The sequence below is a fragment of the Chlamydia caviae GPIC genome, assembly GCF_000007605.1.
Lineage (GTDB): Bacteria > Chlamydiota > Chlamydiia > Chlamydiales > Chlamydiaceae > Chlamydia > Chlamydia caviae.
On the sequence record NC_003361.3, the window covers coordinates 548724 to 572589 of the forward strand.

The following is a 23866-nucleotide window of genomic DNA, read 5'->3' on the forward strand; positions in this document are numbered from 1 at the left end:
CACAAAAATAAGGAGTAGGATGTTTTTTAACAAGATCTTACTATCTTGAAGATTTGCAGTGCTTCTAAAGAACTTATGTTTTTATGGCAAAAAAAATTAAAAATAGAACAATTTTATTTCAAGTTTAATATGGATTCCTCCCAGAAAACGCTCTGGCCAGGGTTCCCGAGTCTACGTAATCAAAAGATAATCCTATGGGCAAACCTAGGGCTAAACGAGAAATAGAGGCTGAAGAAAATGCTAATTCTTGTTTCAAAAAAAGAGCAGTAGCATCTCCTTCCAGAGTGGCATCTAAGGCTAGAATAATTTCTTGTGGTTTTAAAAATTCTATACGTTGTTTCAATAACCCTATTCTTTCCACATCAATATGTTTTCCTGTTATCGGGGATAACAGTGTTCCTAAGACATAATAATGACCTTTGAAAATTTGAGAGCGTTCTAAAGAAAAAATATCTTTAGGGGTGGCTACGATGCATAGTGTGGAGGTGTCGCGATTGTTTTGACAAAATTCACAATTGCTTTCGGGAAGATTTTTTAAACAAAAACAGGTCGAACAATGACTACGCGCGGCAGATACTTCCGAAAAAGCTTGTCCCATAGCTTCTAACTGATCTTGATCCCAATCCAACAGCTCAAAGGCTAACTTTTCTGCTGTTTTAAATCCTATTCCTGGAAGTTTTCTAAGAAGAGAGATTAATTTAGATAAATAATCTGGATATTTTAACATTGTAGAACTTATCTATATTTTTTGTTTTTCTTGGGAGTTCAGAAAGGACTTGAATACCTAAAATAAAAGTTAGGGTATAAACTCTTTGAATAGTATACTAGCTTTTTTCTTTATTTATGGTTGTGTGTGAAAAAAATAAGAAAGGCATCTATTTGGGCTACGGGTTCTTATCTACCCGAAAAAATCCTATCTAATTCTGATCTTGAACAGATGGTAGACACTTCTGATGAATGGATAGTAACAAGAACCGGAATCAAGGAAAGGCGTATTGCGGCACCAGGTGAATATGCCTCTATTATGGGTGCTAAAGCAGCGGAGAAGGCGATTGAAAAAGCTGGTCTTACTAAAGATCAAATAGAATGTATTATTTTTTCCACCTCAGCTCCTGATTATATTTTCCCTTCCAGTGCAGCCTTAGCCCAAGCTTATTTGGGAATAAAGGAAGTTCCAGCATTTGACTGTATGGCTGCGTGTACTGGCTATTTATACGGTCTGTCAGTAGCTAAAGCTCTTGTTGAATCGGGAGCTTATAATAATGTTTTGCTTATTGCAGCAGACAAACTCTCTTCCTTCGTAAATTATGAAGATAGAAATACTTGCGTGCTTTTTGGTGATGGAGGTTCTGCCTGTGTTGTAGGAGAGAGTCGTCCCGGAGCTTTAGAAATCACTAATGTGAATTTAGGGGCTGATGGAAGTGTCGCTGATCTCCTTAGTCTTCCCGCTGGAGGAAGCAGGCTTCCAGCTTCCCCAGAGACTGTAGCAGAAGGTAAACACTTTATTTACATGGAAGGTAAAGAAGTGTTTAAACACGCGGTAAGACGTATGGAATCGGCTGCTAAAATATGTATAGCTGAGGCGGGTCTTGCGGAGGGTGATATAGATTGGCTGGTCCCACATCAAGCTAATGAAAGAATCATTGATGCTATAGCTAAACGTTTTGAAATAGATGAATCTAAAGTGTTTAAAACTTTATCGAAGTATGGAAATACAGCAGCTTCTTCTGTGTGCATAGCTCTAGATGAATTATTGCAATTACATGTGATTAATTCTGGAGAGTATTTACTCCTAGTTGCTTTTGGAGGCGGATTATCTTGGGGAGCAGTTGTTTTACGACAGGTGGAAGGTTAATTCATGACGAAAAAAATAGGATTCTTATTTCCAGGCCAAGGTAGCCAATATGTTGGCATGGGTAAAGATTTAGTAGAAAATTATCCAGAAGCTGCTGAAGTGTTTTCTTTGGCTGATGAAACATTGGGATTTTCTTTGTCTTCAATCATGTTCGACGGTCCCGAAGAAAAACTTCTTGAAACAGCATACAGCCAATTAGCTATATATCTACATAGTTTGGCTGTAGTAAAAATTCTAGCTTCACGGACTTCTATAACACCCGCTGCAGTTTCTGGACTAAGTTTAGGGGAATATACTGCTTTAGTTGCTTCTGGGCGTATTTCTCCGATCGATGGTTTTAATATCATTAGCAAACGTGCGCAGTTTATGAATCAAGCTTGCCAACAAAGTCCTGGAGCTATGGCTGCGATTCTTGGATTGACTGCAGATGTTGTTGAACAAAATCTGGAAAGTTTAGGAGAGGGTATTTGGGTTGCTAACTACAATGCTCCTAAACAACTTGTGATTGCAGGTTTGCGAGAAAAAATAGAAGAAGCTGTAGCTTTGTTTACAGATTTAGGAGCAAAACGAGCGATTTTATTAAAAGTATTTGGTGCTTTTCATACGCCATTGATGCAAACAGCAGAAGATGAACTATCTCCTTATTTACATAATTTAGATATGAATAGTTCTGAAGTGCCATTTGTATCGAATGTCGTGGCAGATTTTTTAACAAACAATGATGAAATTCGTCAGTGTTTAGTAAAACAGATGACTTCTCCTACATTATGGTATCAAAGTTGTTCTAAGATAGATTTAGAAGTTGATGAATTTTTAGAAATAGGCCCAGGCAAGGTTCTTGCAGGCTTGAATCGTTCCATAGGGTTAAAAAAACCCATTAAAAGTTTAGGTACAGTAGAAAGCATCAATAATTTTTTAGCGGAGCTATAGATATATGAATAATGTATTGTTGGGGAAAAAAGCGATCGTTACAGGAGGATCTAGGGGTATAGGATTTGCCATAGCTAAGCTTTTTATTGAGCAAGGTGCTGATATTGAAATATGGGGAATAAATGATGAGGGTGGCAAAAAAGCCGCTGAAGAGTTATCCAGAATAGGACGGCCAGCGACTTTTGCTAAGGTTGATGTTAGTAATAACGAATCTGTAAAAGATGCTGCTCAGAATTTTATTTCAGCACATGGTAGTGTTGATATTTTAGTGAATAACGCAGGAATTACTCGAGATAATCTTTTGATGCGTATGTCTGAAGAAGAATGGTCTTCTGTTATTAATACGAATTTAAATTCTTTGTATTACGTGTGTTCGGCCGTAATTCGTTCTATGATTAAAGCTCGTTCTGGTTCCATAATCAACATTAGTTCTATTGTTGGTTTAATGGGTAGTCCAGGACAAACTAACTATGCCGCTGCAAAAGCTGGTATTATAGGGTTTAGTAGAGCTTTAGCTAAGGAAGTTGCCGCAAGAAATGTTCGAGTGAACTGTATAGCTCCAGGATGTATCGATACCGATATGACTAAGGTGTTAAATGATAATTTAAAAACAGAATGGTTAAAAAATGTTCCTATGGGAAGAATGGGTTCCCCAGAAGAAATTGCCAATGCGGCGCTATTTCTTGCCTCCCCCCTATCTTCTTATGTAACATCTCAGGTTCTGAGTGTTGATGGAGGCATGGCGTACTAAATAGATTGCAAACGATCTATATTGAAAAATTAGATTTTTGTGATATTAGTTGTTCTTCTCTTTTTCAGGAAATTTTAGATAATTGTTTAGATAAAACATAAGGATATAGCAATGAGTTTAGAAGATGATGTAAAGTCAATTATTGTTGAGCAGCTTGGCGTAGATGCGAGTGAAGTAAATGAAAATTCTTCATTTATCGAAGATCTTAACGCTGATAGTTTAGACTTGACAGAGTTGATCATGACTTTGGAGGAAAAGTTCAACTTTGAAATTTCAGAGCAAGATGCAGAGCAATTACGTACTGTAGGCGACGTTATCACATATATTAAGACTCGTCAGGGTTAGTAATATTACAAATTTTAGGGTGCGTTTGTATCCTTAGTGCATCATCTTTTCACTAAAATAGCGCACCATTTCTTCTATTTTTTTACGTTTATTTTTCAAAACAGTGTTAGATTTTCTTCTATGATGAGGGGTGTCTAAAGGTGATTTGCTTGGCGTAGAGTTCTAAAAGTGAGAGTGCAACAGAGGGACATTCTTCAACAATACTAAGAAATTGTCCTTTGCTTAAGATCAAAGTTCGTACTTGAGTTATAGCTTCGGCGTTATATTCTCGAAGCTTATTGCTGAATAAGCTTTCCTCTCCGAAACAATCTTGTGATGAAATTGTAATTGATAACGAAGAATTGTTATCAGTAATTTTGACATAGCCTTCTATTATAATATACAGACTGAAGCTGGGCTCTTCTTTAGAAAATATCTTTACTCCCGGCTTAAAAATCATAATTTCAGTTTTATCTGAAATAGCTAGGAGAACATCCATATCTAAAGAACTAAAAATAGGATTTTTTTTTAGAAGAAAGGCGCGGTCAATTAGATTCATCAGGAGACTCCTGGCTAAATAGTAAAGAAGGGAACTAGACTGTCAGAGTCGTCTTTATTATAATGGTCATACTCTTCATCTAAAGTCGAATACGGCGGTGCTGGTTGAAAATCAGCGTCACAGCTTGCTAATTCTTCCTTTAACTGTCTCGATGTGAGTTTACTTAAATACGAAGGAGAATTTTCCATCATATTTAATAACTCTTTTAAAGTTAAAGGAATAACACCGCATTTGAGGTAGTATTTTTCACTGCGTCTTTCTGTATTGTTAATGAATGGATCAAGCAGAGAAAATAGGTAATCTTCGCAGTTTTTCTCTAGAGATTCTAAAGCTTGAGCTTTTGCTTTTTTATTTTTCCCCGTTAAAGCTCTTATTAGAATATCCGAATGTTCCACAGATCCTAAGATCCCTAAAAACTCAAACATGAAGTTAACTTCCGATTGGTAGTTAGATTCCAAAGTATTAACTAATAGGCTGAGATTGTATTTAGGATAGGATTTTTGAATATAATTTTTATGATAATCATAAAAAATTGCTTTCAGGGCCTTAGATTTTACGATTTTATATGCATTCTTTTTGAATAATTTATTATCAATTTTACATAGGGCTTTTGCAGCAAGAATGCGACAGCGGTTATGGATGCTGTTGTCGGAAAGAATCTGTAGGAGTGAATTCGCGGTTTCTTTAGGAAGCTCTACAATTATAGACTCAGCATATTTTCTCGAAGCGCTTTTTAATAATGCTGTAGTGGTAACAAAGTCTTTTACTAATGAAGCGTCTAAGATGACTCCGATTATTTTCAGTAGATAGTAGCAAGCCTGATCGTTATGAACATTTTGTTTTAGGATTTGTATGAGTTTTTTGCAGTAGGGCCTGTGAATAGCCTTTACAGATGCTTGTAGTGCTTTGCATGCTTGAACAAAAATCTCGTTATTAGTGTTATCCAGAAACTCAACTAAAATAGGGAAATTATCAGGATTTCTTTCTAAAGTTAAAATAGTAAGACCGATAGCTACCACGCGATGATCTTTAGAGCTCAGAAGTTCTTTGAGTCGTGAATCTGCAACATCACGATATTGCCCACTCATTTCCTGACGGCGCACTGTAAGAATCGCTGCTAAAAGTCTGTCACCTGGCTCATCATAAAGATCTTCAGCAATATCAGATATGCGCAACAAATCGTGTTCTGCAAAATAGAGATGAATGCCTATGGCTATTGAAGGATGTGGTGTTGTTGATGACCAACGCTTTAGAAGCTCTAAAGTAAGGAAGTCGCGAGCCCAAAGGCTATTCTTTAACATCTCCATAGTTTTTAGCTTGCTAGGCAAGCTTAGCTTATTCATATGAGCTAATAAGCTGGGAAGTACACTACGACTTCCTAAATTTAATAGATATTGGAAGGCAAATATTTGATGGCGTTCCTGCTGGTGCTTCAGGTGTGTAAGTAGTAAAAGTTCAATTTGCCTCTTCTCTTTTGAAGTCATAGCTTTTATCCATTCGAGCATAGTCTTTTTTAAATGGATAGCTTGAGAAGATAAGTTTCTTAGGATAGCCCGTGCATAATACGAACGTAGTAAACAGGCGAGGACGACTGTAATCACGGATATAATGAGACAGACGGTGTATTGGTAGGAAATAGCAAAACACATTAGAGCCCATACAAACATTCCTATGGGTTCGATAAAACACTCTATCGTGATTCTAATTTGATTTCGTATGCTATTTGGAACACCATAAATCAATAACTGTAGATTGTTATCATCTAATGCATAAGTAAGCCCTTCTCGAGCTACCATCCCGATCGTAGCAATTCCCACTGAGGTTTTGAAGGACCAGCAGAGAAATAGGTTAGTGAAGCATAGGGGGGCAAATAGGATGATATTGTTTACGCCTATGTTTTTAACTATTCTACTATAGGCAAACAGAGCAAAACACATGTTAGTTAAGGAAATCCAGGAGGACCACTTAGTGATATGTGCTGTAAGTTCGTAGGTATTCCCGTCAGTAAAGTGTGTTTCAAAGATTTTTAGGTAATTGAATTCTGTTGCGATAGCGAGCAACTGCATTAAGAAATAAAAACAGAGAAGATAGAAAGTATAGCTATCTTTCAGACAGAGTTTAAAAGCTTTGGATACAGAGGGTGGGTGGCCGGTATCTAAAAAGTGGTCATGATCTTCTGATAGCTCTTTTAGCGATTTAGATACATAATGGACTAGAGGATAGCAAATGAATAGAATCACTATAAAAAGTATTAAAATTCTCTCTACGCCTATGTATTGGATGCGGTTCACTATCCCTGAACCAATGGCATCTCCTAAAAATATAATAGCATTGAATACGCTGAAGTGTCTTTTAGCATCCTGAAGATTGAAGAATTGGTCCACAAATCCCCAAAAATTTGTATATGCTAAGATGATTAAGCTCCAAGAGAGCATACGATAGATAAGCAGGGGAGTTGGAGGGATTTCACTACACGTTGCTGCGTAACAGAGAAGATAAAGATTACACACAATTACACTAGTTATTGGGATTAAAAATAGTGTTTTGGGTGAAACTCTTTTTTTGAATAAATTGTAAAGAATAAGTGAAGATAAAAGGCAGAGAATAGAAGAGGAGCCAAGATAGATGGATGGTAAGCCCTCAGTTCCTACATTCTCGAGAAAAAGCCCTTCACTTAAAGCTAGAGATCCATAACAGCCTACTCCCCAGATTAAGCCTAAAACCAGGAATAGAAGTGCTCGTCTCTCTTCTCCATGATGCAAATTGAGTAGCAAACGAAGGGCTTTTTGCATAACAAACCCACCTAAGAAAATAATATATTAACTGATGAAAATAATTAATTTCAAGGTGAGTCTGAGAGATTAAATAAACAATAAATTCGTAAATTTATTTTTTAATGTCCGGTAGGCCTAGTTTCAATAGGTAAGGGTTTATGGTGTCGAATTAGCGTTATGCATAGCACGCTAATTAAGCAGATAACAGTGACTATCGAAGCGCTAACAATAGCCCATATAGAGTTTGCTGTATTCACTAAGATAGCGGCAGCTTGAGGTAGTATGCCTGCAAGGCCTAAGGAGGCTAAAACAATGATGATAATCGCAACTAAAGATATAGCTAGAAGAAAAGCGGCTAGAGCCATAGGACCGCTGCAAACATTAGCTGGAGTAGATAGCCCGTGCAATTTTGTCTTGATTGCAGTGACTTCGGTTCTTAATTCAGATACTGCTGATACGGTACTTGCCATATGAGATTGCATCAGACGCATGAGATAATTTTGATCTGCAGCGCCAGTAGGATGATGCTGAGGCCAACCACCGTTTAAAGGATGTTGTTGTTGTATCCCTGCGAGAACAGTCTGGAGGTTGGATAGTTGTGTTGTGAGATCACTCGGATTTAATAAAGAAGATTGGAGTGAGGTGTCGCCTGGAGTTAAATCGGTTCTTACAGAGGTCATAATGCTTAGTTTCTCCTAAATATTCTTTTGTAATAATTAAGATTCTGTTTGAAAATTGTTAGTCATATAGATCGCAGGCCTGTTTCTTAATAAAGAGTTAATAGAATGTGAGCATAGAATCATCATTGAAACTGCGGCACACGAAATGATCGGTAAGGATATACAAGCACCAACTGTGTACATGTTGAGTAGGGAAATAAATAGGGGGAAACCGCCGCAAACAGTAACAATACAGATAACAAGTACTGTGATAGCAATGAGGGCTATAATTGTTAACGCTAACGCTGTAAGTTTAGCGCAAAGAGAAGGAGGTGTGCATCCTATTAGGTAATTAGTGCCTTCTGGATTAGGAGCACCCCCAGGTGTTCTTGATGAGCCTGAGCGGATTAATAGATCCGTAACTGCAGACAAACATCCTTTTAGTTCTGCAACCTCATCTTTTAAAAGGAGTACATCCGTGGCTACATTATTGCCAGTGGTAAGTGATAAAGTAGCTGTTCTGTCTACCAAACTGACTTTCGTTTCAAGTTCTTTCGCTTGTTGTTCTACGAGATTTAGCTTTCTATTAAAAGCTATTAAAACGTCATCTAATAATACGTCTCGACTTGCTGAAGATGCTGGTGTTGTTGACATATGCTTCCTTAAGTTATCTTTGGGAAAAATAATAAAGCTTAAGATACGATATCTTAAGGAAGAGAATATATCAAGATATAAGCTTTTAATTTTTTAAGTTATATAAAGAAAAGCGTTTAGATAGTTTTTTATTTAATGATCTAAAAATAATTAATCCCGCAGACCATTGCAAAAGCAAACTAGAAAGACTATATACAGATATAGGATTCCACCAATGCCCGTCTTCAGGGAAAAGCCCTTCATAAAAATACCAGCAAAGTAAAATTATTCCTTCAATAGGAAGCAGATATTTTACCATAGAATCAAAAGATTTATTGAGATGGATGTCTCCGGGAACAGCGTTAATTACTTTCTTTTTTAGAGGTGTCAGCCCGTACTTAGTTGCGGCGTAGATAAAAATAAGCCCGTTAATAATTAATCCAATGCCCCAAACAGTGTCTTGGTTTGCGAATACTGAAAGACTTAAGGATGAGGGGACACCAAGAATAAAAGCTATAATGGTGGCTGAGTACTCTGCTACATGCTTTTTTATTCCAAATTCTGAAAGGGTTTGTGATAACAAAAATAGCATTGAAATCATTGACGAGAGAGCTGCCATAGCAAAGGCTAAGAAGAATATAGAACTAAAAATAGCTGGTAAGTAGGCAGATCCAGGAACTCTAGTGAACAGTTCTGGCAGGTAGATAAAAGCTATGCCTATGCTTGAGGAGCCAACACCTTGTTGTAACTGTGTTGTTCCTAGAACATCTAGGGAAGCGCATGTAGCAAATACAATAATGCCCATGATTAAGGAGACGAGATTATTTGATATCGCTGTAAGGGCTCCGTTACTCACTACGCCGGTTTTTTTTGAAGCAAATCCGGAATATACTAGGAGTAATCCCCAACCAGCTCCTGTATCCCAAGCATTTTGTGTTAGAGCTTCTATCCATAGTTTGTAACTAGATAGCGAGGCAAAATCAAAAGTAAACAGTTGTTTGATTCCTTGCATTGCATTAGGAAGTGTAACTGCTCTAACAAGTAGTACTAGGGTACACACGCAAAACGAAGGGATAAGAATTTTATTACACTTTTCAATCCCTTGTACAATACCTTTGCGGATGATCATATAGGCTAAAAATAGAGACAGGAAGTGAAATAACAGAGGGAAGGAGCTTTGATAATGCGCTTCCCATAGCTGACAAAAGTTATTGCCAGCATAGATTTTACCAGAGATTGAGTAGTAAAAATAACTCAAACCCCATCCAACAATATTAGAGTAGTAAGCTAGAATACATGTTGTTACTAAAGTGACAAAGCCTCCTAACCACGCGCGTTTTGGTCCTGCCGTTTTGATTAACGTGCCTATAGGGGCGTTTTTAGTTAGTTTTCCTAGAGAAAGTTCTATGATAATCAGAGGAATTGACCATATAAATAGGAATAGGAGCCAAATTAAAATAAAGGCCCCATTACCGTTTTGCGCTGCGATTCTAGGGAAGCGCCAAATATTCCCTGCGCCAACGGCTATCCCCATCATAGAGAAAATAAAGCCTAGTCTAGAAGAAAAGTGAGTCTGATTTTTGCTCATGGTGTTTACTCGAGTTTAATAGATTTGTTTGCAAAGTGTTTATCTGTCAAACTAACCACACAGCAATCAGACCAAACATTTAATGAGGTCTCGATCATATCTAATATAGTGTAGAAAGGCAGAATAAGGCCCAACAAATGCAAAGGAATGTGCATTGAAGTAATTAATGAGGATGCAAGAAAAAAACATCCCATAGGCACGCCAGCATTTCCAACTGCACATAAAGTCGCAATGAATACCCAGCCAATCATTGAAAATAGAGAAAAGCTAATGCCGTTGGATATTCCCAAAAAAAGCACTGTAATCAAAATAAAAGCGGCACAGCCATTCATATTGATAACGGAGCATAAGGGGAAAGCTAGCCTTGATAATGAGGGTTTGATTTTGAGTTCCTCTTCAGCTAATTCCATTGTTAGTGGAAGGGTAGAGGCCGAGGATTTTGAAAAAAATGCTGTGATTAATGCTGGAGACATCCTTTTCGCAATGTTTAAGGGGGAAAGTTTATTTGCTTTCAAAAGCCATGGTAACACAATAAGCCCTTGAATCAAGTTAGCTCCTACTACGCAAAGCAGATACTTACTAAAGATAACCAGGTTCCCTTGATTTTGTGTAGCCTCTTTATAGAAGAGAATCGAGAAGGCTAGTGTAGCTGGAACTAGTAATTTAAGAACGCCTTTAGCGATATTCAAAAGTATAGAAAAGAATGTTGAAAACAGATTGTGAGTAAGATTCTTTTCTTTTTCAGGAAGGAACAGGGAAGCGATTCCTAATATAACCGCTAAAAATGTAGCTGAAATAACATTATTATCTATAAACGGCTCTAGAATGTTTCCAGGAATGGTATCCGACAACACCTTAAGGTAGCCAGTTGAGCATGTCGTTGCTGGTGTTTCTAAACTCCCTTCTAAGGGCATGGCAGGGTAAATAATAATAAATAATCCCAAACCCACTGTAGCGGATATCACTGTAGTGAGTAGCGTATAATAGAGTATTTTTCTCCCTAGAGACAACATTGTCTGAAAATTCTTGATAGACGTGATCGTTGACCCGATAGCAAAAAATACTAGGGGAAGACTTAAAAACCTTAGCAGTTTTAAAAAAATTCCTGATATGATCTCTGCGCTTTGAAATATTAAGGGGGAATTAAAGGAGGCTAGAGCCAACCCTATGAACATGCTTCCCAGCAATAGGAGATTGTAATGCGATTTTGCGATTTTCTTTCTCATGATTGGTACTAAAAATTTTTAATAAAAGCGTGATAAGAGTATAGTAATTCGAGAATTTCTTTTCTTTGAAATTGAAATAAAATAAAACTTTTTAAAAGTGTAACATGTCTTGTTTTAATTTGCCTGCGGTTAACGCAAAATTAACCCCTGTTAAGTCTAGTAATTTTCCTAATCAAGAGGATTGGAAGAATACTTTCCAAACTAAGGTTACGAAGAATTCCCGTACTCATTTGAATTTACAAAAGTATCAAGCAAATCGTCAAACGCGTGTTGTTATATTAGCACTATCTGTATTGATAACTCTAGTTTTATTGGCAATGCTGCTTAGTACTTTACAGTTACAAGCATTTGTTATGACATGGGTGTCGATTATAGTGGCTGTGGCTATTCCGACCATTTTGTTAACGGGCGGAATGTATATTCTACATAGAATTAGCAAGAAAGTAGATGTCTTGTCAGGTACAGTAATCAAGCCTTTTGGCAATAGGATCTGGGCCCCTATGCCGGTATGTTATTATTCCAAACCTAAGGAAGGGCAAAAAGAGGGTGCCCAGGAGATGGTTCAAGAGGGCCATATCGATTTATCAACTTTAGATGAAACTCAGTCTGGTGTAGCACTGGTATATTATTATCCTGAAGGCGTTGATTATAGAATCCCGACTTGTGTTTTCCCCTTAATTGCCACTCCTTTTCTTGTTCTTGTTAAGATGGTCTACAACTTAATTAGATTTATTGTGGTTCCTTTTTATATACTTTTGCAAATGGTCATTCAGTGCTTTTCTAAGAAGGATATATCTATAGAAGACCGTTTTGTTTTCAAAGATATTGTTAGGGAAATGGGGCGTTCTTTGGTTAATATGCTCAGGGCTCCTTTTTACGGCACGGCATCGATGATGACGGTTTTTTATGGGTTGCTTAATCCTTTAGGCGGTCGTGTTGCTTATGCTTGCGTAGAAAGGGATTGGAATGACGAAGTTATTCGTTCCCGTGGAATATGGTTGGCAGTTCCTCAGCATAATTTCCAGTTCGAAGGTGGAGGGTCGCGCCAAGGCTTGGGACAGTTTAGTTACTATCTCATTGGATGTTTCCAACCAATTTCTATGTTCCTATTTAAAGATGGTCATATTGTTTCTGGAGCTCATACTTCTGTTCAATACTATCCCGATGCGCACCTCCCCGTTTATCCTGGAATAGCCGTTGTTACTGCTTCAACTCCAGAGGGTGATGAGAACGATAAAGTGGAAGCTAGTGATAAAAGTGCAGCGTCTTAACGTGCTATACAGAGCGGTTTTCTTTTAGTATTCTCATATAAAATATTTTTGATGAAAAACTTAAATACGCTAAACTGGTCTAAAAGTTTTTCTGTTAGGCGTTTTTATATTTAATATCTTAAATATATCATTTTGAAATTTTCAGCTTTTCGTCTCAGAAAATCTTAAATAATAGTATATTATCTGAGATTATCCCTCTTTATTGAGGGATAGAACCTCAATCTTTTAGACCATCCTCTAAGTTATATGAGGAAAAGAAAATGACAGTATAGAAGTCACAAGATGGGATCATCCTTACCTTTCATTTCTTCTGAAAATTTCCATGAGGAATCGGATCTATTCGATGAATTCGGTTGCTCTGAAGCACGCTTAGATTTTCTCATGTCTGAGTTAATAAACCTGGAGGGGAGTTCTGATATTAGCGAGGGATATCTATCTTTGTCTGAGAGTTTATTAATGCTTACTCGTGATCACGTTGTGATAGTGAAGCGAGTCATTTTCTATGGAATGAAGTATGGTATTGATAAGAAAAACTCTCAAATTTTGATTGATACTTTATCTTACATAGATGTCTTATTCAAAAAGTTGGGGATAAGTTCTTCCGACAGATTGTCTTTATGTTCTGCTAAAATATGTGCAAATTTCGAATTATTTTCTTTAACTAAAGATGTGGCTTTTCTCGAGCGTATTGTTAAAGATTTTGATGTGATGGAGCAGTTGCTTAAGCTTCATCCTCATTTGGATAATAAATTAGGCTGGGAACATTTTTGTCATGGTGGAAAACATGAGGAGGTTTCTCATTCAGCTACCGCCTATGTATATGAAGCTATAGGGAAGACGTTTCTAACACTATACTATAAGAATAGGGAGAAAGAAGCTCTTGTACGTAGTTGTCAGTCTTTTTCTAAAGTGTTAAGTTTACTTCCCAATCGAGCAGGCGCTCATGCAGATTATGCCGAATGTCTACAAATCCTTGGATTGGAGTTAGGGAAGTCTTCTTATTTACAGCAAGCAATAGACCATTTATCTAAGGCTATTTTCTTGAGTTTCAATCGTCATATTGATAACTTTGCTTATGAAAATTATCGCTATAGCTATGCTCTGGCTGTCGTAAGATTATTTAATGTTACTTATGAGAAAGAGCATTTCTATGATGCAACTAGGGTACTGTATGAAACGATTCAGGCATTTCCTCATATTGCGGAGTTGTGGGTTTTATGGGGGGAATTATTAATTCGTTCCGGTTGGCTTAATAGCAACATGAAGCATATAGAAATGGGTTTGGATAAGCTGACTTCAGCTCAGAAGAAAGGCGCGGACCCAGTTATTCTTTCCGCATTATTAGCTAATGGTATAGCTGTATTAGGGTTATATTTAGATGAGCCAAATTTATTTAGAGAAAGCCGAACGAGACTAATTGCTGCTATGAGGGCTTTCCCAGGAAACTCTCATTTGATTCAAGCTTTAGGCGAGGTGCAGCTTTGCTCTGCTTTATATTTTAGTGATGATGCTAATTTCGCTGCTTCAGCTTCATGTTTCAAATCTTGCATTGAATGGGACGCAGAAAATGTCAATAGTTGGCAGAAATTATTCGATGTGTATTTTGCCTGGGGAGTGAGGAAAAGAAATGTAAGGTTGCTTCAGAAAGCTGTGGATGTAGTGAAAAGATTGTGTTCTTTACGTCCTGAGGTATTTTTATTTTGGAGTGATCGAGGTCTTGCCTTAAAGTGTTTGGCTGAGGCGACGACAGATCTTGCTTATAAGGAAATTTATTTAGAAGAATCTTTATTATATTATCGTAAAGCCTGGAATCTTTCCCATCGAATAGAGATCTTGGAATTGTGGGGACATTCGTGCTATTTATTGGCAGATCTTCAAGAATCTCAAGATTATTATGATGAGGCCTATGCCTTAATATCCAATATAGATGAGGAGAGACAGTCTTTTAGAGCTAAGATTATTCTTGCTTCTACTCTTTTAGGAAAAGGGAAACTATTGCAAGATGAGGCTCTAGTTGAAGAAGCTCTGGTTATTTTAAATTCATTAATAGATGAATATCCTGATCAAGAGGATTTATTACTTTTGTTAGGAGAGGCCTGGTTATTTCTATTTTGGAAACGGCGTTGTTCGGAATCCGAGGAATTAGTTAGGGTATACTTAGAACGGGCAATTGCTTTAGGATGTAGTGAGGCTTACTATACTTTAGGTAAGTTCTATGCTGTGAAAAAAGAAATTGGTCAAGCTTGGGCTATGGTAATGCGTTCTGTAGATTTTGGTTTTAAAATTACAGAATCGCGATGGCTGAATGATCCCTGTTTAGCAAATTTACGAGCTGGACATGCGTTTCATGAAGTTGTAGCTAATCAAAGAGGTAAACTATGGTGGGCGAACAAAACAGAGGCGAAGAGAAACTAGATGCGGCTCTTGGTTCCGGAAACTTAATGGATTCAAAAACTAGCCATTTGGATGATGAGCTAAGTTTTAAGTTGGAGAAAGCGTTTACCTGTTTGTCTGCGGATATACATTCCCACGATCTCTCCAAAATTGTTAGTGAGTATAATCCTATAGATTTAGCTTATGCGGTTTCTTGTCTTCCCCCAGATTCTCGTGCGATTCTTTATAAAAATCTTTCATGTATTGCATCTCGAGTAGCTTTTATTATTAATACGGATTCAGCTTCTCGCTGGGCTATTTTCCGTAAATTAACTGATATAGAAGTCTGTGCGCTCATTGATCAGATGCCTCCTGACGAAGCTGTATGGGTATTAGATGATATTCCTGATCGGCGTTATCGTAGAATCTTAGAATTGATAGATTCTAAGAAGTCATTAAAAATTCGCGATTTACAGAAACATGGCCGCAATACTGCAGGAAGACTTATGACTAATGAGTTTTTCGCATTTTTGATGGAAACTACCGTAAAGGATGTTTCTGCGTGTATTAGGAATAATCCTGGAATAGATTTAACCCGTCTTGTTTTCGTTTTAGATTTTAAAGGGGAGCTTCAAGGTGTTGTTACTGATAGAAGTTTAATAATTAATCCTCCTGAGATGTCTCTAAAGCAGATTATGCATCAGGTAGAGCATAAAGTATTGCCCGATGCTACTCGAGAAGAGGTTGTTGACTTAGTAGAACGCTATAAGATAGCTGCTTTACCTGTTGTTGACGAAGAGAATTTCTTAATAGGTGCTATTACTTACGAAGATGTTGTAGAGGCTATTGAAGATATTGCTGATGAAACAATAGCGCGTATGGCTGGAACTACAGAAGATGTGGGATATCATAGCTGTCATGTTGTTCAAAGATTTTTACTCAGAGCCCCTTGGCTATTAGTTACTCTTTGTGCTGGATTGGTTAGTGCTTCGGTCATGGCATATTTTCAGAAAATTGCCCCGTCATTACTAGCTCTTGTTATTTTCTTCATTCCTTTAATTAATGGGATGTCTGGAAATGTCGGTGTTCAATGTAGCACGATTTTAGTCAGAAGTATGGCTACCGGGACCCTTTCTTTCGGGCGCCGTAGGGAAACCATCTTTAAAGAGATGAGCATCGGTTTATTAACAGGTGTTGCTTTGGGTATTCTTTGCGGTATCGTCGTTTACCTTATGGGATTCATAGGGATAAACCTTTTCGCTGGAGGAGGACTACAGTTAGGAGTTACTGTAGCAGCTGGGGTGTTAGGAGCATCATTAACGGCTACAACTTTAGGAGTTCTTTCACCATTTTTCTTTGTGAAATTGGGCGTGGACCCTGCTTTAGCTTCAGGACCTATAGTTACTGCTCTAAATGATATTATGTCGATGGTGATATTCTTTTTAATTACAGGATTTTTGAACTTTTTCTTTTTCAGTTAACGGCTTTTCTCAAATTGTTTGATCACTTCATTTCGTAAAGGTTCTTATTTCTTCGATACTGCACTTACATTCTAAAAAAGATTCCTCAGATCAGCCTTTAGATACTCAAGGATACAAGCGGTGTGTTTCTAGAGATATCATGATTATGGTCATCTTTTTTTCCATCATTGTTGTTATTGGCATTATAGGAGCAGTACTTGTTGGAGCAAATGTTCTCACATCTTTAATGGCGTTACTTTGCTTTTCTGCCATTGCTACGTCAGTATGTTTGATAGGTTTAGTTCTCATTTTCATTTTAAATGCTGAAAAGAGGATTTTTCCAAAAATTACTCTTCCTGACGAGATGGAATTTTCGACAGAGGAACAAACTTTTCTACAAACATTGCTAGAGTTATCGGTTTCTGACCAGATTATAGAGACGGAAATCCCTAGCTTATCTGAGGGAACTCTTGAGCATGTATTTATTTCTGGAACATTTTATCGTGAGAATCCTGCCTATAGGGAAAATATTTCTACACGAGTAGAAAGTTTGGAAACGTCTCTGATGAATTTCGCTAATACCTTTACGAAAGCTGTAGTGCATTGTGGTCAGGAATCAGGAAACTTAATTCAGGGGGTCCTTAAGGAGATAAAAGACTTATTTATTCCTTCATTAAGTTCTAGGGAAAAAGAGACATCGCTTTGTCATTGTTTACAAACATGGAGTGAGCTGTTGATGCAGCACTCTTTTGTAGACTTTATTGTTCTTATTCTTGAAAAACCTAATATCAATCGCTTCTTACTTGAGAACTTTATAGAAATTGCTGAATCTTGGCGTGCCCGCCCAGGAGGCCTCGCCTATATTCGTAAAGCTTTACAGTCGTTTAATCTTTGGCTTTATGGTTTGTATGTGGGTGAGCCTTGTATCAATATTCTAGAATCTTACAATTCAGATCTTCTTAATGAAGAGGTGCGATCTTATTTAGAAAGTGGGAATTTCGTTCACTTAATGTTTTCTAGAGCAGACCCAGAGTTGCGTGATAGATTTTCTGATTTTCTAGAAGAATCTCTTCGTGGATTAGCTGCAACAGAATGCCATAAAATTCATCGCGGTATGAACTCCGATGGGTATATACAAAATGATCCTTTGTTACGTTCCGTTATAGATAATCTAAATTTAAGAATGACTTTTTGCTTAAATTTACCCGCATGTTCTTCTTGGAAATTTAGATTTGCTCTAGCGAGAAATTTAAATGGAATTTTTAATTTAAGTGAGTTTGTTCGTGATAATTATTACGGCCTAGTTGCTAATCCTTTTTTACTTATAGAGCTTCTTCATAGCCATTCTAAGTACCAAAGTTTTATCCAGGGATTGCTCACGAAAGCCATGTCTATGGCTCATTGGAAAGCTTTATTTAAACCGATGATTACCGGCTTATTTAGTGCGGGGATGGCGAATAGAAGAGAGCTCGAAGTCATGGCAAATCACCTGGGAGTAAGTATAGAAGAGGTAACCAGCGTTATTTCTTCTAACTCTTTCTTAGAAGTTTTATTTCCCAACTTATTCGAAGAATAGACGTTGTTTTGTTCTAGGAGATGTTCTTTTGGGAAAAGATGTGGATTTTGTGTGATTAGAAAATGGGGAAAAGCAGTCCTTAAAATATTTTTAAGGAGCTGCTTTTATTAGACTTATTTCATTAGTTTCTTATGAGCATAGTAGATGCCAAAAGGTATCATACAGTTTACAGAGAAAGCAAGTAGTAAGAAGGTTGAATAACCTATTTTACCTGCTGCCGATAACTGTGTGACCTCTTGAGGAGGTAAAAAGCTAATCCATAAGGCAAATATACAGGAAAGTATTCCTAAGAATGAAAGTACGCAGATACCAAAAAACTTCCCAGGAACTGAGTATAAACGTTGAGCTTTTGGTTCTTTAATACGAAGAACAGGCCCAGCAATGAATAGACAAATATACATAGCTAAGTACATTTGTACGCTTAAAGCACTAAGAATCCAATAGGCCAAATCTGCTGAATCCAAACATAAGAATAGCAAAGTAAACAAAGTAACTACAATTGCTTGAAATAGCATAAGGTTCGTAGGAACGTTCCTTGAGTTTACTTTTTTAAACATTTTAGGAAGACAATCGTTTTGTGTAGATACGAATAATCCCTTAGTTCCTGCGAACATCCAAGCATTAAGCTCTCCCAAAGACCCAGCAATTGTCATAACAACAACAATGCTTGTCATCCAAGAAAGATTGTACTTATCAAAAAATAGAGAAAACGCTTTAACAAGACCGGAAACCAGGCTGATTTCTTCTTTAGGAATAACAATAGCTATAGAAAGTGATCCTAAAACCAAAATAGCTAAAGTAGCAACAGCTCCAATGAATACAGCTTTAGGGTAATTCTTTCTAGGGTTGACCATATCTGAGGCTAGATTGGCATTAGCTTCTAATCCACAAAGGGCTAAAAGCATACCTGAAAGCAACACAAAAGAGGACATGCCATGAAATTCAGGGAGTAGATCACCCCAAGAAAGAGAAATGGCTATAGGATTTCCAGAGACAATCCAGGAAATCGCTAGAGTAACTAAGATTGCTCCTGGAATTAAAGTTCCTATGATAACACAGACCGAACTGAAAAGGGCTGATGTACTAATCCCAAAGAAATTAAAAAAGGTCAAACCCCAAAAGCCAGCAAGGATAACAGTTGCTAAATAGACTTTGTTATGGGCCAGTTCTGGATTAATTTTATACACGAGTGTGCTTGCAATAAATGCCAGCATAGCTGGATACCAAGTCATATTATGGAACCATTGCATCCATATAGAGAAGAATCCCCACCATTTTCCCAAGGCATCGCGAGTCCAGATATAGATTCCTTGAGGTTTAAAAGATGCTAGTTCGGCTGAAATAAGCGCGTAGGGGATCATAAAACAGCCCACGGCAAGAGCATAAAAGAAAAGCGTCGATAAGCCGTGCTTGGCTGTTAAGGGCAAGTTCCTTAAACTAATCACTACTGCTAGAGATAACATCCCAACAGTAAACGTGCCCAGGGGTTTTGAAGATTTTGAATGGGTATGCATAAGAGCCTTCTATTAGATTACGCTATTGTAATACTTGGGTCTAAGTAAATATCTTGAATCAAATTTAATAATTGTATGCCTTCGGTAAGAGGTCTTTGAAAAGCTTTTCTTCCCAAAATTAATCCCATACCTCCAGCTCGCTTGTTAATCACAGCGGTTTTTGCTGCCTCTGCAAAATCATCTTTTCCCGAGGGGCCTCCCGAATTAATAAGACCTACCTTACCGCAGTAACTGTTTAGTACCTGGTAACGGCAGAGGTCAATTGGATGATCTGAAGAGAGTTCGGAGTATACTCTATCATCTGTTTTACTAAATTTGATAGCTTTAAAACCTCCTTGACATGTGGGCAGTTTCTGTTTCACGATATCAGCACCCAAGGTTGCTCCTAAATGGTTTGCCTGACCGGTTAGATCTGCAGCTGTATGATAATCTACGCCATTGGTCACGAAATGCGAGTTTCGTAAATAACACCATAATACTGTGGCTAAGCCTAATTCCCTAGCTCTTGCAAAAGCTTGAGAGACTGCGACAATCTCTTGAGAAGATGTTTCAGAACCAAAATAAATAGTTGCTCCTACAGCAACAGCACCCATATTATAAGCACTTTCTACCTGGCTAAAGAAAATTTGATTATATGTTGTTGGGTAAGATAGAAGCTCATTATGGTTAAGCTTCAACATAAAGGGAATTTTATGAGCATATTTTCGTGAAAGTAGGCTCAAAACTCCATAAGAGGAAGCTACGGCAGAGCAACCACCTTCTATAGCTAATCGGATAATGTTTTCCGGATCAAAATAAATAGGATTTGGGGAAAAGGAGGCTCCTGCCGTATGTTCTACGCCCTGATCTACTGGGAGAATGGAAAGATAACCGGTATTTCCTAGCCTTCCATGAGCAAACATAGCTTGCAAAGATTTTAATACCAGATTGTTTCTATCAGAATAAGAGAAAACTTTATCAACAAAGTCAGGGGAGGGAAGGGTAAGACTTTCTTTAGGGATATATTTGCATTCATATTTCAACAAATTTTCCGCGTCATTGCCAAGCAAATCATGTATCTTTGACATACAATCGAGACTCCTTAAGTGGTAACAATGGTCAGTTTGTGAGTAATCAGTAAGATTTGTCAAGAATCTTTATAGAAGAATCATAGAAAAATAAAAAACTATACTTTTTAAAATCTTTAAACAATTAAAATAGAGTACTACTTCGTTTGTTTTAGAGTAAAATTAAATGTCTCAGCCTACAATCAATCTGAATCCCCGTTTAAATGATCTTACTGAATCGCTATCTATTACCTCTAAGCAGAAAGATATCGCGTGTAAGATAAGGCAGTGTCAAATTGTCAGCTTAATCTCGGCAGTAGTCGCAGCCGTTTTATTATTGACAATCTTGATTCTTCAATTGATTCCTGGGGTTCCTATTGCCTTTAGCATAGTATTGGGGTTGACACTTGTGGTTGCTACGGCGGTGTCTTTAATATTTTTTGCTTCTTATTTTCTCAAAATCAGAAAAGTACTTTTTGATCTTTCCGAAGCTTCCGCAGAACTTCGCGAAGCATTTGCTAACTTCTCTTTAGATTTAATACGAAATATAGAGCCTCAAAAAATCACACAACCTCCAAGATATGGTTTGAGAACCCGCACTAGAGCTCCGAGGGTCTCAACTCAAGAATCTTCAATACGCCCCCCTTCGCTAGCTCCTACACCGACTCTGCCGCCAGTTTCTACACCTACACCTCCAGTCGCCCCTACAGAAGAGCGGTTGGCAGAAATTTTCGAGCCCTCTCCTGGAGAGGCGCCTGCAGAGGCTCCCGATGTTCTTCCCCATGTTCAGGAGGAGGTGCCTCCAGGTGGTGTTGCTGAAGAACCTGCGGCTGCGGCAGGACCATCCGTAGAAATGGACGTGGATTCCCTATTTCAAAGCAGTCTATTGCACTTTCTCGATATTGCTGATAGAGGTGTTCATCCCGGTATAGATAAACATCCGAGATATAAAAAAGATCACAACACTGCTTGTAAAACATTTTCTAACTTCTGCGGGAGCATTGCGAGATTTTGGGATAAAGTAAAAAAAGGAGAGATACCTATAACTACTGGGGAAATAGTATCGATGTTTACTCCGCCAATTTTCGGTAGAGATAATCACCCGGTGCTATCTATTACCTATAGTGGGAAAGATGCATTTTCAAGCGAGATTTACGGTGCCTTTTGGTTGCATGATGCTTTAAAAGATCCTGAAAAATTGGAGAAATTATTGGATGTTATTCGAGTGTTGAAGATGTCGAATCTGTCATTACGGACGCAAGAAGAGCAGTTGGTTGCCTACACAGCATCTCTAGTCACTTTCAACGTATTGCTTTCAGGATGGTGTCTATGTAATCAGAACCTCGCCTCGAATATCGTGGGGTCAGTACAGGCATTAAGGATATCTGAAGAAGACAAAATGATGGTTCTTGAAATGTTGAACTCTGGGAACGTTCTCGGAGCCCTAGTGTTTGTGCATGGTGATAGAAATCCAGAAGTAAAAGCACTTATGCGCATCAATGATTTAGACCCGGAAGGAAACCCTCTGCCAGATCCTCAAAATGCTATCAATATACTATATGAGCATATCGATCCTTATAGCGCGCGTGCAATTACAATAATGGGAGACTTAGCTGAAACAAGTGACGAACAAGATGAAACTCTTGTTAAGGAAGCTCAACGTATTTTTGAGAAGCTGGGCGCAAGTCTACCAATGACTGCAGCAGGATTGGGATATGACATATGGAATAGAGGCAATACAAATCTAAACGCAGCATCTTTAGAAGCCAGCCAATTCTTAATGAATAATCCTCCTGCATCAACATCTAAGATGTTCTCATTCTTAAGAGCCGTTCGTGGTGCACCAAAACTTCAGTCTCGTCTGAAAAATTATCTTCCTTATGCAGGGAAGGAAGCTATTGGGGCTCTTCTCTCAACATTAATATTAGGCGGGTACTCTCTAGGACTGTTTACCTACCGACAAATTGATGGGCTATGCAGTGCCTTAGGAATTTCTGAGCGAGAATTAATAAGATTCATTCTGTCTAAAAAAATAGCAGGAGAGATTCTCCCAAAACTTTTATAAAAGGCTCTTTGGTAATTCGTTAAGTGAGTCCCGTGAATAGGGATTTTTATAATTTAATCTCTATTCACTTTTTATATTTTAAATATTTAAAATTGACCTTAAAATGCGTATCTCGTGTCCAGAACCATCATTCATCTTCTTCTTAATGGCATAGGCGGGATTTTTATGAATTTTTAGGTTGATTTTGTGTTTGAGAAAAACTTTCCTATCATTTCTGTACAAAAAGTAAATAAAGAAATAGGAAATCATCGTATTTTAAACGATATCTCCTTTTCAGTTTTCCCCGGGGAAATTTTTGGAATTATTGGCCATAGCGGTTCCGGCAAAAGCACCTTATTGCGTTGTTTAGATTTTCTTGTTTCACCAACTTCAGGATCTATCTCCGTCGCGGGGTTTCACAACCTTCACTCAGACAAAACCAATTCTCGCTTAGCCTTTGCTAAGCGTGTTGCTTATATTTCTCAAAGTTGTGGACTGTTTTCAGCAAAAACTGTGTTTGAAAATATAGTATATCCTTTGAAACTTCATTACCCCGATATGACAAAATCTTTGATTGAAGAGAAAGTGGACAATGCGTTGGATTTCTTAAATCTATATGAACGGAAGCACGCATATCCTAGTAGATTAAGCGGGGGGCAGAAACAAAAGGTAGCTATTGCAATAGCTATTGTATCCGACCCTGTTGTTTTGCTTTGTGATGAAATCACTTCCGCTTTAGATCCTAGATCAACAGAAGATGTCACTGATAAATTACTAAAGTTAAATGAAGAGCGAGGCATTACTCAAGTTTTTGTTTCACATGAAATTGAAGTAGTTAAAAAACTCTGTTGTCAAACTCTAGTTATGCATCAAGGTGCTATTGAAGAATTAGGTCCTACAGAAAAACTGTTTTTAAATCCTCGCAGCTCGATTACCGAGGAGCTCTTTCATATGAATTCGATCGCTAAGGGGATTTACAATCATGGTGAGAATGAAGAAATTCTAAGATTAGGTTTCTCACAAGGTTTAGCGGTTCAAGGAATGATAAGTAAGTTGATTCAAGATGGACAAATCTCTATCAATATTCTTTCTGGAGACATCAATCTCTTTCGTAAGGTTCCTTTAGGCTTTCTTATCATCGCTTTATCTGGAGATAAGGAGGAAAGAGAAAAGGCAAAAGATATTCTTATCAAGAAGGGAGTTATCATACAACAACTCCAGAAGACAAAATAGCGAGGGGAAGACGTGCAAACAGACATGATCTATCTGCTAATTAAAGAAAC

19 protein-coding genes are annotated in these 23866 nt (G+C 37.7%); 10 read left to right on the plus strand and 9 right to left on the minus strand.

From position 1 onward, the window contains the following. Positions 1 to 124: 124 nt before the first annotated feature. Positions 125 to 727 carry a recombination mediator RecR gene (gene recR, locus CCA_RS02430; protein ID WP_011006443.1) on the minus strand — a complete coding sequence of 201 codons (603 nt, stop codon included), beginning with the start codon at positions 725 to 727 and terminating at the stop codon, positions 125 to 127. Between the two features lie 126 nt (positions 728 to 853). Here recR and CCA_RS02435 point away from each other — a divergent pair, with 126 nt between their 5' ends. From CCA_RS02435 to acpP, 4 genes are all read left to right on the plus strand, one after another. Further along, positions 854 to 1855, plus strand: a complete 1002-nt coding sequence (locus CCA_RS02435) for a beta-ketoacyl-ACP synthase III (protein WP_041462212.1) — start codon at positions 854 to 856, stop codon at positions 1853 to 1855. Positions 1856 to 1858: 3 nt separating this feature from the next. Beyond that, a complete protein-coding gene (fabD, locus tag CCA_RS02440; RefSeq protein ID WP_011006445.1) occupies positions 1859 to 2785 on the plus strand; it encodes an ACP S-malonyltransferase in 927 nt (308 codons plus the stop codon). Between the two features lie 4 nt (positions 2786 to 2789). Next, positions 2790 to 3536, plus strand: a complete 747-nt coding sequence (fabG, locus tag CCA_RS02445; RefSeq protein ID WP_011006446.1) for a 3-oxoacyl-ACP reductase FabG — start codon at positions 2790 to 2792, stop codon at positions 3534 to 3536. A gap of 111 nt (positions 3537 to 3647) precedes the next feature. Beyond that, on the plus strand, positions 3648 to 3881 hold the full coding sequence (acpP, locus tag CCA_RS02450) for an acyl carrier protein (protein ID WP_011006447.1): 234 nt from the start codon (positions 3648 to 3650) through the stop codon (positions 3879 to 3881). Positions 3882 to 3999: 118 nt separating this feature from the next. On the opposite strand, the gene CCA_RS02455 is transcribed toward acpP, so the two are convergent. The 6 genes from CCA_RS02455 to CCA_RS02480 form a co-directional block, all read right to left on the minus strand. Further along, positions 4000 to 4419, minus strand: coding sequence for a cyclic nucleotide-binding domain-containing protein (locus CCA_RS02455; RefSeq protein ID WP_011006448.1), 420 nt, complete (start codon positions 4417 to 4419; stop codon positions 4000 to 4002). 14 nt (positions 4420 to 4433) lie between these two features. After that, positions 4434 to 7211, minus strand: coding sequence for a membrane protein (locus tag CCA_RS02460; protein ID WP_011006449.1), 2778 nt, complete (start codon positions 7209 to 7211; stop codon positions 4434 to 4436). Positions 7212 to 7312: 101 nt separating this feature from the next. Beyond that, positions 7313 to 7873 carry a hypothetical protein gene (locus CCA_RS02465; RefSeq protein ID WP_011006450.1) on the minus strand — a complete coding sequence of 187 codons (561 nt, stop codon included), beginning with the start codon at positions 7871 to 7873 and terminating at the stop codon, positions 7313 to 7315. A 36-nt stretch (positions 7874 to 7909) separates the two neighbouring features. After that, positions 7910 to 8506 carry an inclusion membrane protein IncB gene (incB, locus tag CCA_RS02470; protein WP_011006451.1) on the minus strand — a complete coding sequence of 199 codons (597 nt, stop codon included), beginning with the start codon at positions 8504 to 8506 and terminating at the stop codon, positions 7910 to 7912. Between the two features lie 85 nt (positions 8507 to 8591). Next, the gene (locus CCA_RS02475; protein ID WP_011006452.1) at positions 8592 to 10073 is read right to left on the minus strand and encodes a sodium-dependent transporter; all 1482 of its coding nucleotides are present in this window, start codon (positions 10071 to 10073) and stop codon (positions 8592 to 8594) included. A gap of 5 nt (positions 10074 to 10078) precedes the next feature. Then, positions 10079 to 11299: a dicarboxylate/amino acid:cation symporter gene (locus CCA_RS02480; RefSeq protein ID WP_011006453.1), complete on the minus strand. Its 1221-nt coding sequence runs from the start codon at positions 11297 to 11299 to the stop codon at positions 10079 to 10081. Positions 11300 to 11403: 104 nt separating this feature from the next. Here CCA_RS02480 and CCA_RS02485 point away from each other — a divergent pair, with 104 nt between their 5' ends. From CCA_RS02485 to CCA_RS02500, 4 genes are all read left to right on the plus strand, one after another. Beyond that, positions 11404 to 12570: a hypothetical protein gene (locus tag CCA_RS02485; RefSeq protein ID WP_011006454.1), complete on the plus strand. Its 1167-nt coding sequence runs from the start codon at positions 11404 to 11406 to the stop codon at positions 12568 to 12570. Positions 12571 to 12852: 282 nt separating this feature from the next. Further along, positions 12853 to 14985 carry a tetratricopeptide repeat protein gene (locus CCA_RS02490; protein ID WP_011006455.1) on the plus strand — a complete coding sequence of 711 codons (2133 nt, stop codon included), beginning with the start codon at positions 12853 to 12855 and terminating at the stop codon, positions 14983 to 14985. Positions 14986 to 15011: 26 nt separating this feature from the next. Beyond that, positions 15012 to 16424 carry a magnesium transporter gene (gene mgtE, locus CCA_RS02495; protein WP_011006456.1) on the plus strand — a complete coding sequence of 471 codons (1413 nt, stop codon included), beginning with the start codon at positions 15012 to 15014 and terminating at the stop codon, positions 16422 to 16424. Between the two features lie 145 nt (positions 16425 to 16569). After that, positions 16570 to 17979, plus strand: coding sequence for a CT214 family putative inclusion membrane protein (locus CCA_RS02500; RefSeq protein WP_041462266.1), 1410 nt, complete (start codon positions 16570 to 16572; stop codon positions 17977 to 17979). Positions 17980 to 18092: 113 nt separating this feature from the next. Here the strand turns inward: CCA_RS02500 and CCA_RS02505 are convergent, their stop codons facing one another. Together CCA_RS02505 and CCA_RS02510 are read right to left on the minus strand one after the other, a co-directional pair. Continuing rightward, positions 18093 to 19493, minus strand: coding sequence for an amino acid permease (locus CCA_RS02505; RefSeq protein WP_011006458.1), 1401 nt, complete (start codon positions 19491 to 19493; stop codon positions 18093 to 18095). A gap of 17 nt (positions 19494 to 19510) precedes the next feature. Then, positions 19511 to 20560, minus strand: a complete 1050-nt coding sequence (locus tag CCA_RS02510; RefSeq protein WP_011006459.1) for a class I fructose-bisphosphate aldolase — start codon at positions 20558 to 20560, stop codon at positions 19511 to 19513. A gap of 166 nt (positions 20561 to 20726) precedes the next feature. Here CCA_RS02510 and CCA_RS02515 point away from each other — a divergent pair, with 166 nt between their 5' ends. Both CCA_RS02515 and CCA_RS02520 read left to right on the plus strand, forming a co-directional pair. Further along, positions 20727 to 22604 (plus strand): CT214 family putative inclusion membrane protein, encoded by a 1878-nt coding sequence (locus tag CCA_RS02515; protein WP_011006460.1) that lies wholly within the window; start codon positions 20727 to 20729, stop codon positions 22602 to 22604. A gap of 186 nt (positions 22605 to 22790) precedes the next feature. Further along, a complete protein-coding gene (locus tag CCA_RS02520; RefSeq protein ID WP_011006461.1) occupies positions 22791 to 23816 on the plus strand; it encodes a methionine ABC transporter ATP-binding protein in 1026 nt (341 codons plus the stop codon). Positions 23817 to 23866 lie beyond the last annotated feature (50 nt).

Coding starts and splice junctions, on each gene's coding strand:
- fabD (WP_011006445.1), top strand. CDS start 1,859: ATGACGAAAAAAATAGGATTCTTATTTCCAGGCCAAGGTAGCCAATAT.
- CCA_RS02465 (WP_011006450.1), bottom strand. CDS start 7,873: ATGACCTCTGTAAGAACCGATTTAACTCCAGGCGACACCTCACTCCAA.
- CCA_RS02485 (WP_011006454.1), top strand. CDS start 11,404: ATGTCTTGTTTTAATTTGCCTGCGGTTAACGCAAAATTAACCCCTGTT.
- CCA_RS02510 (WP_011006459.1), bottom strand. CDS start 20,560: ATGTCAAAGATACATGATTTGCTTGGCAATGACGCGGAAAATTTGTTG.
- acpP (WP_011006447.1), top strand. CDS start 3,648: ATGAGTTTAGAAGATGATGTAAAGTCAATTATTGTTGAGCAGCTTGGC.
- CCA_RS02475 (WP_011006452.1), bottom strand. CDS start 10,073: ATGAGCAAAAATCAGACTCACTTTTCTTCTAGACTAGGCTTTATTTTC.
- mgtE (WP_011006456.1), top strand. CDS start 15,012: ATGGATTCAAAAACTAGCCATTTGGATGATGAGCTAAGTTTTAAGTTG.
- recR (WP_011006443.1), bottom strand. CDS start 727: ATGTTAAAATATCCAGATTATTTATCTAAATTAATCTCTCTTCTTAGA.
- CCA_RS02480 (WP_011006453.1), bottom strand. CDS start 11,299: ATGAGAAAGAAAATCGCAAAATCGCATTACAATCTCCTATTGCTGGGA.
- CCA_RS02500 (WP_041462266.1), top strand. CDS start 16,570: ATGGTCATCTTTTTTTCCATCATTGTTGTTATTGGCATTATAGGAGCA.
- CCA_RS02455 (WP_011006448.1), bottom strand. CDS start 4,419: ATGAATCTAATTGACCGCGCCTTTCTTCTAAAAAAAAATCCTATTTTT.
- CCA_RS02515 (WP_011006460.1), top strand. CDS start 20,727: ATGTCTCAGCCTACAATCAATCTGAATCCCCGTTTAAATGATCTTACT.
- incB (WP_011006451.1), bottom strand. CDS start 8,506: ATGTCAACAACACCAGCATCTTCAGCAAGTCGAGACGTATTATTAGAT.
- CCA_RS02505 (WP_011006458.1), bottom strand. CDS start 19,493: ATGCATACCCATTCAAAATCTTCAAAACCCCTGGGCACGTTTACTGTT.
- CCA_RS02490 (WP_011006455.1), top strand. CDS start 12,853: ATGGGATCATCCTTACCTTTCATTTCTTCTGAAAATTTCCATGAGGAA.
- CCA_RS02460 (WP_011006449.1), bottom strand. CDS start 7,211: ATGCAAAAAGCCCTTCGTTTGCTACTCAATTTGCATCATGGAGAAGAG.
- fabG (WP_011006446.1), top strand. CDS start 2,790: ATGAATAATGTATTGTTGGGGAAAAAAGCGATCGTTACAGGAGGATCT.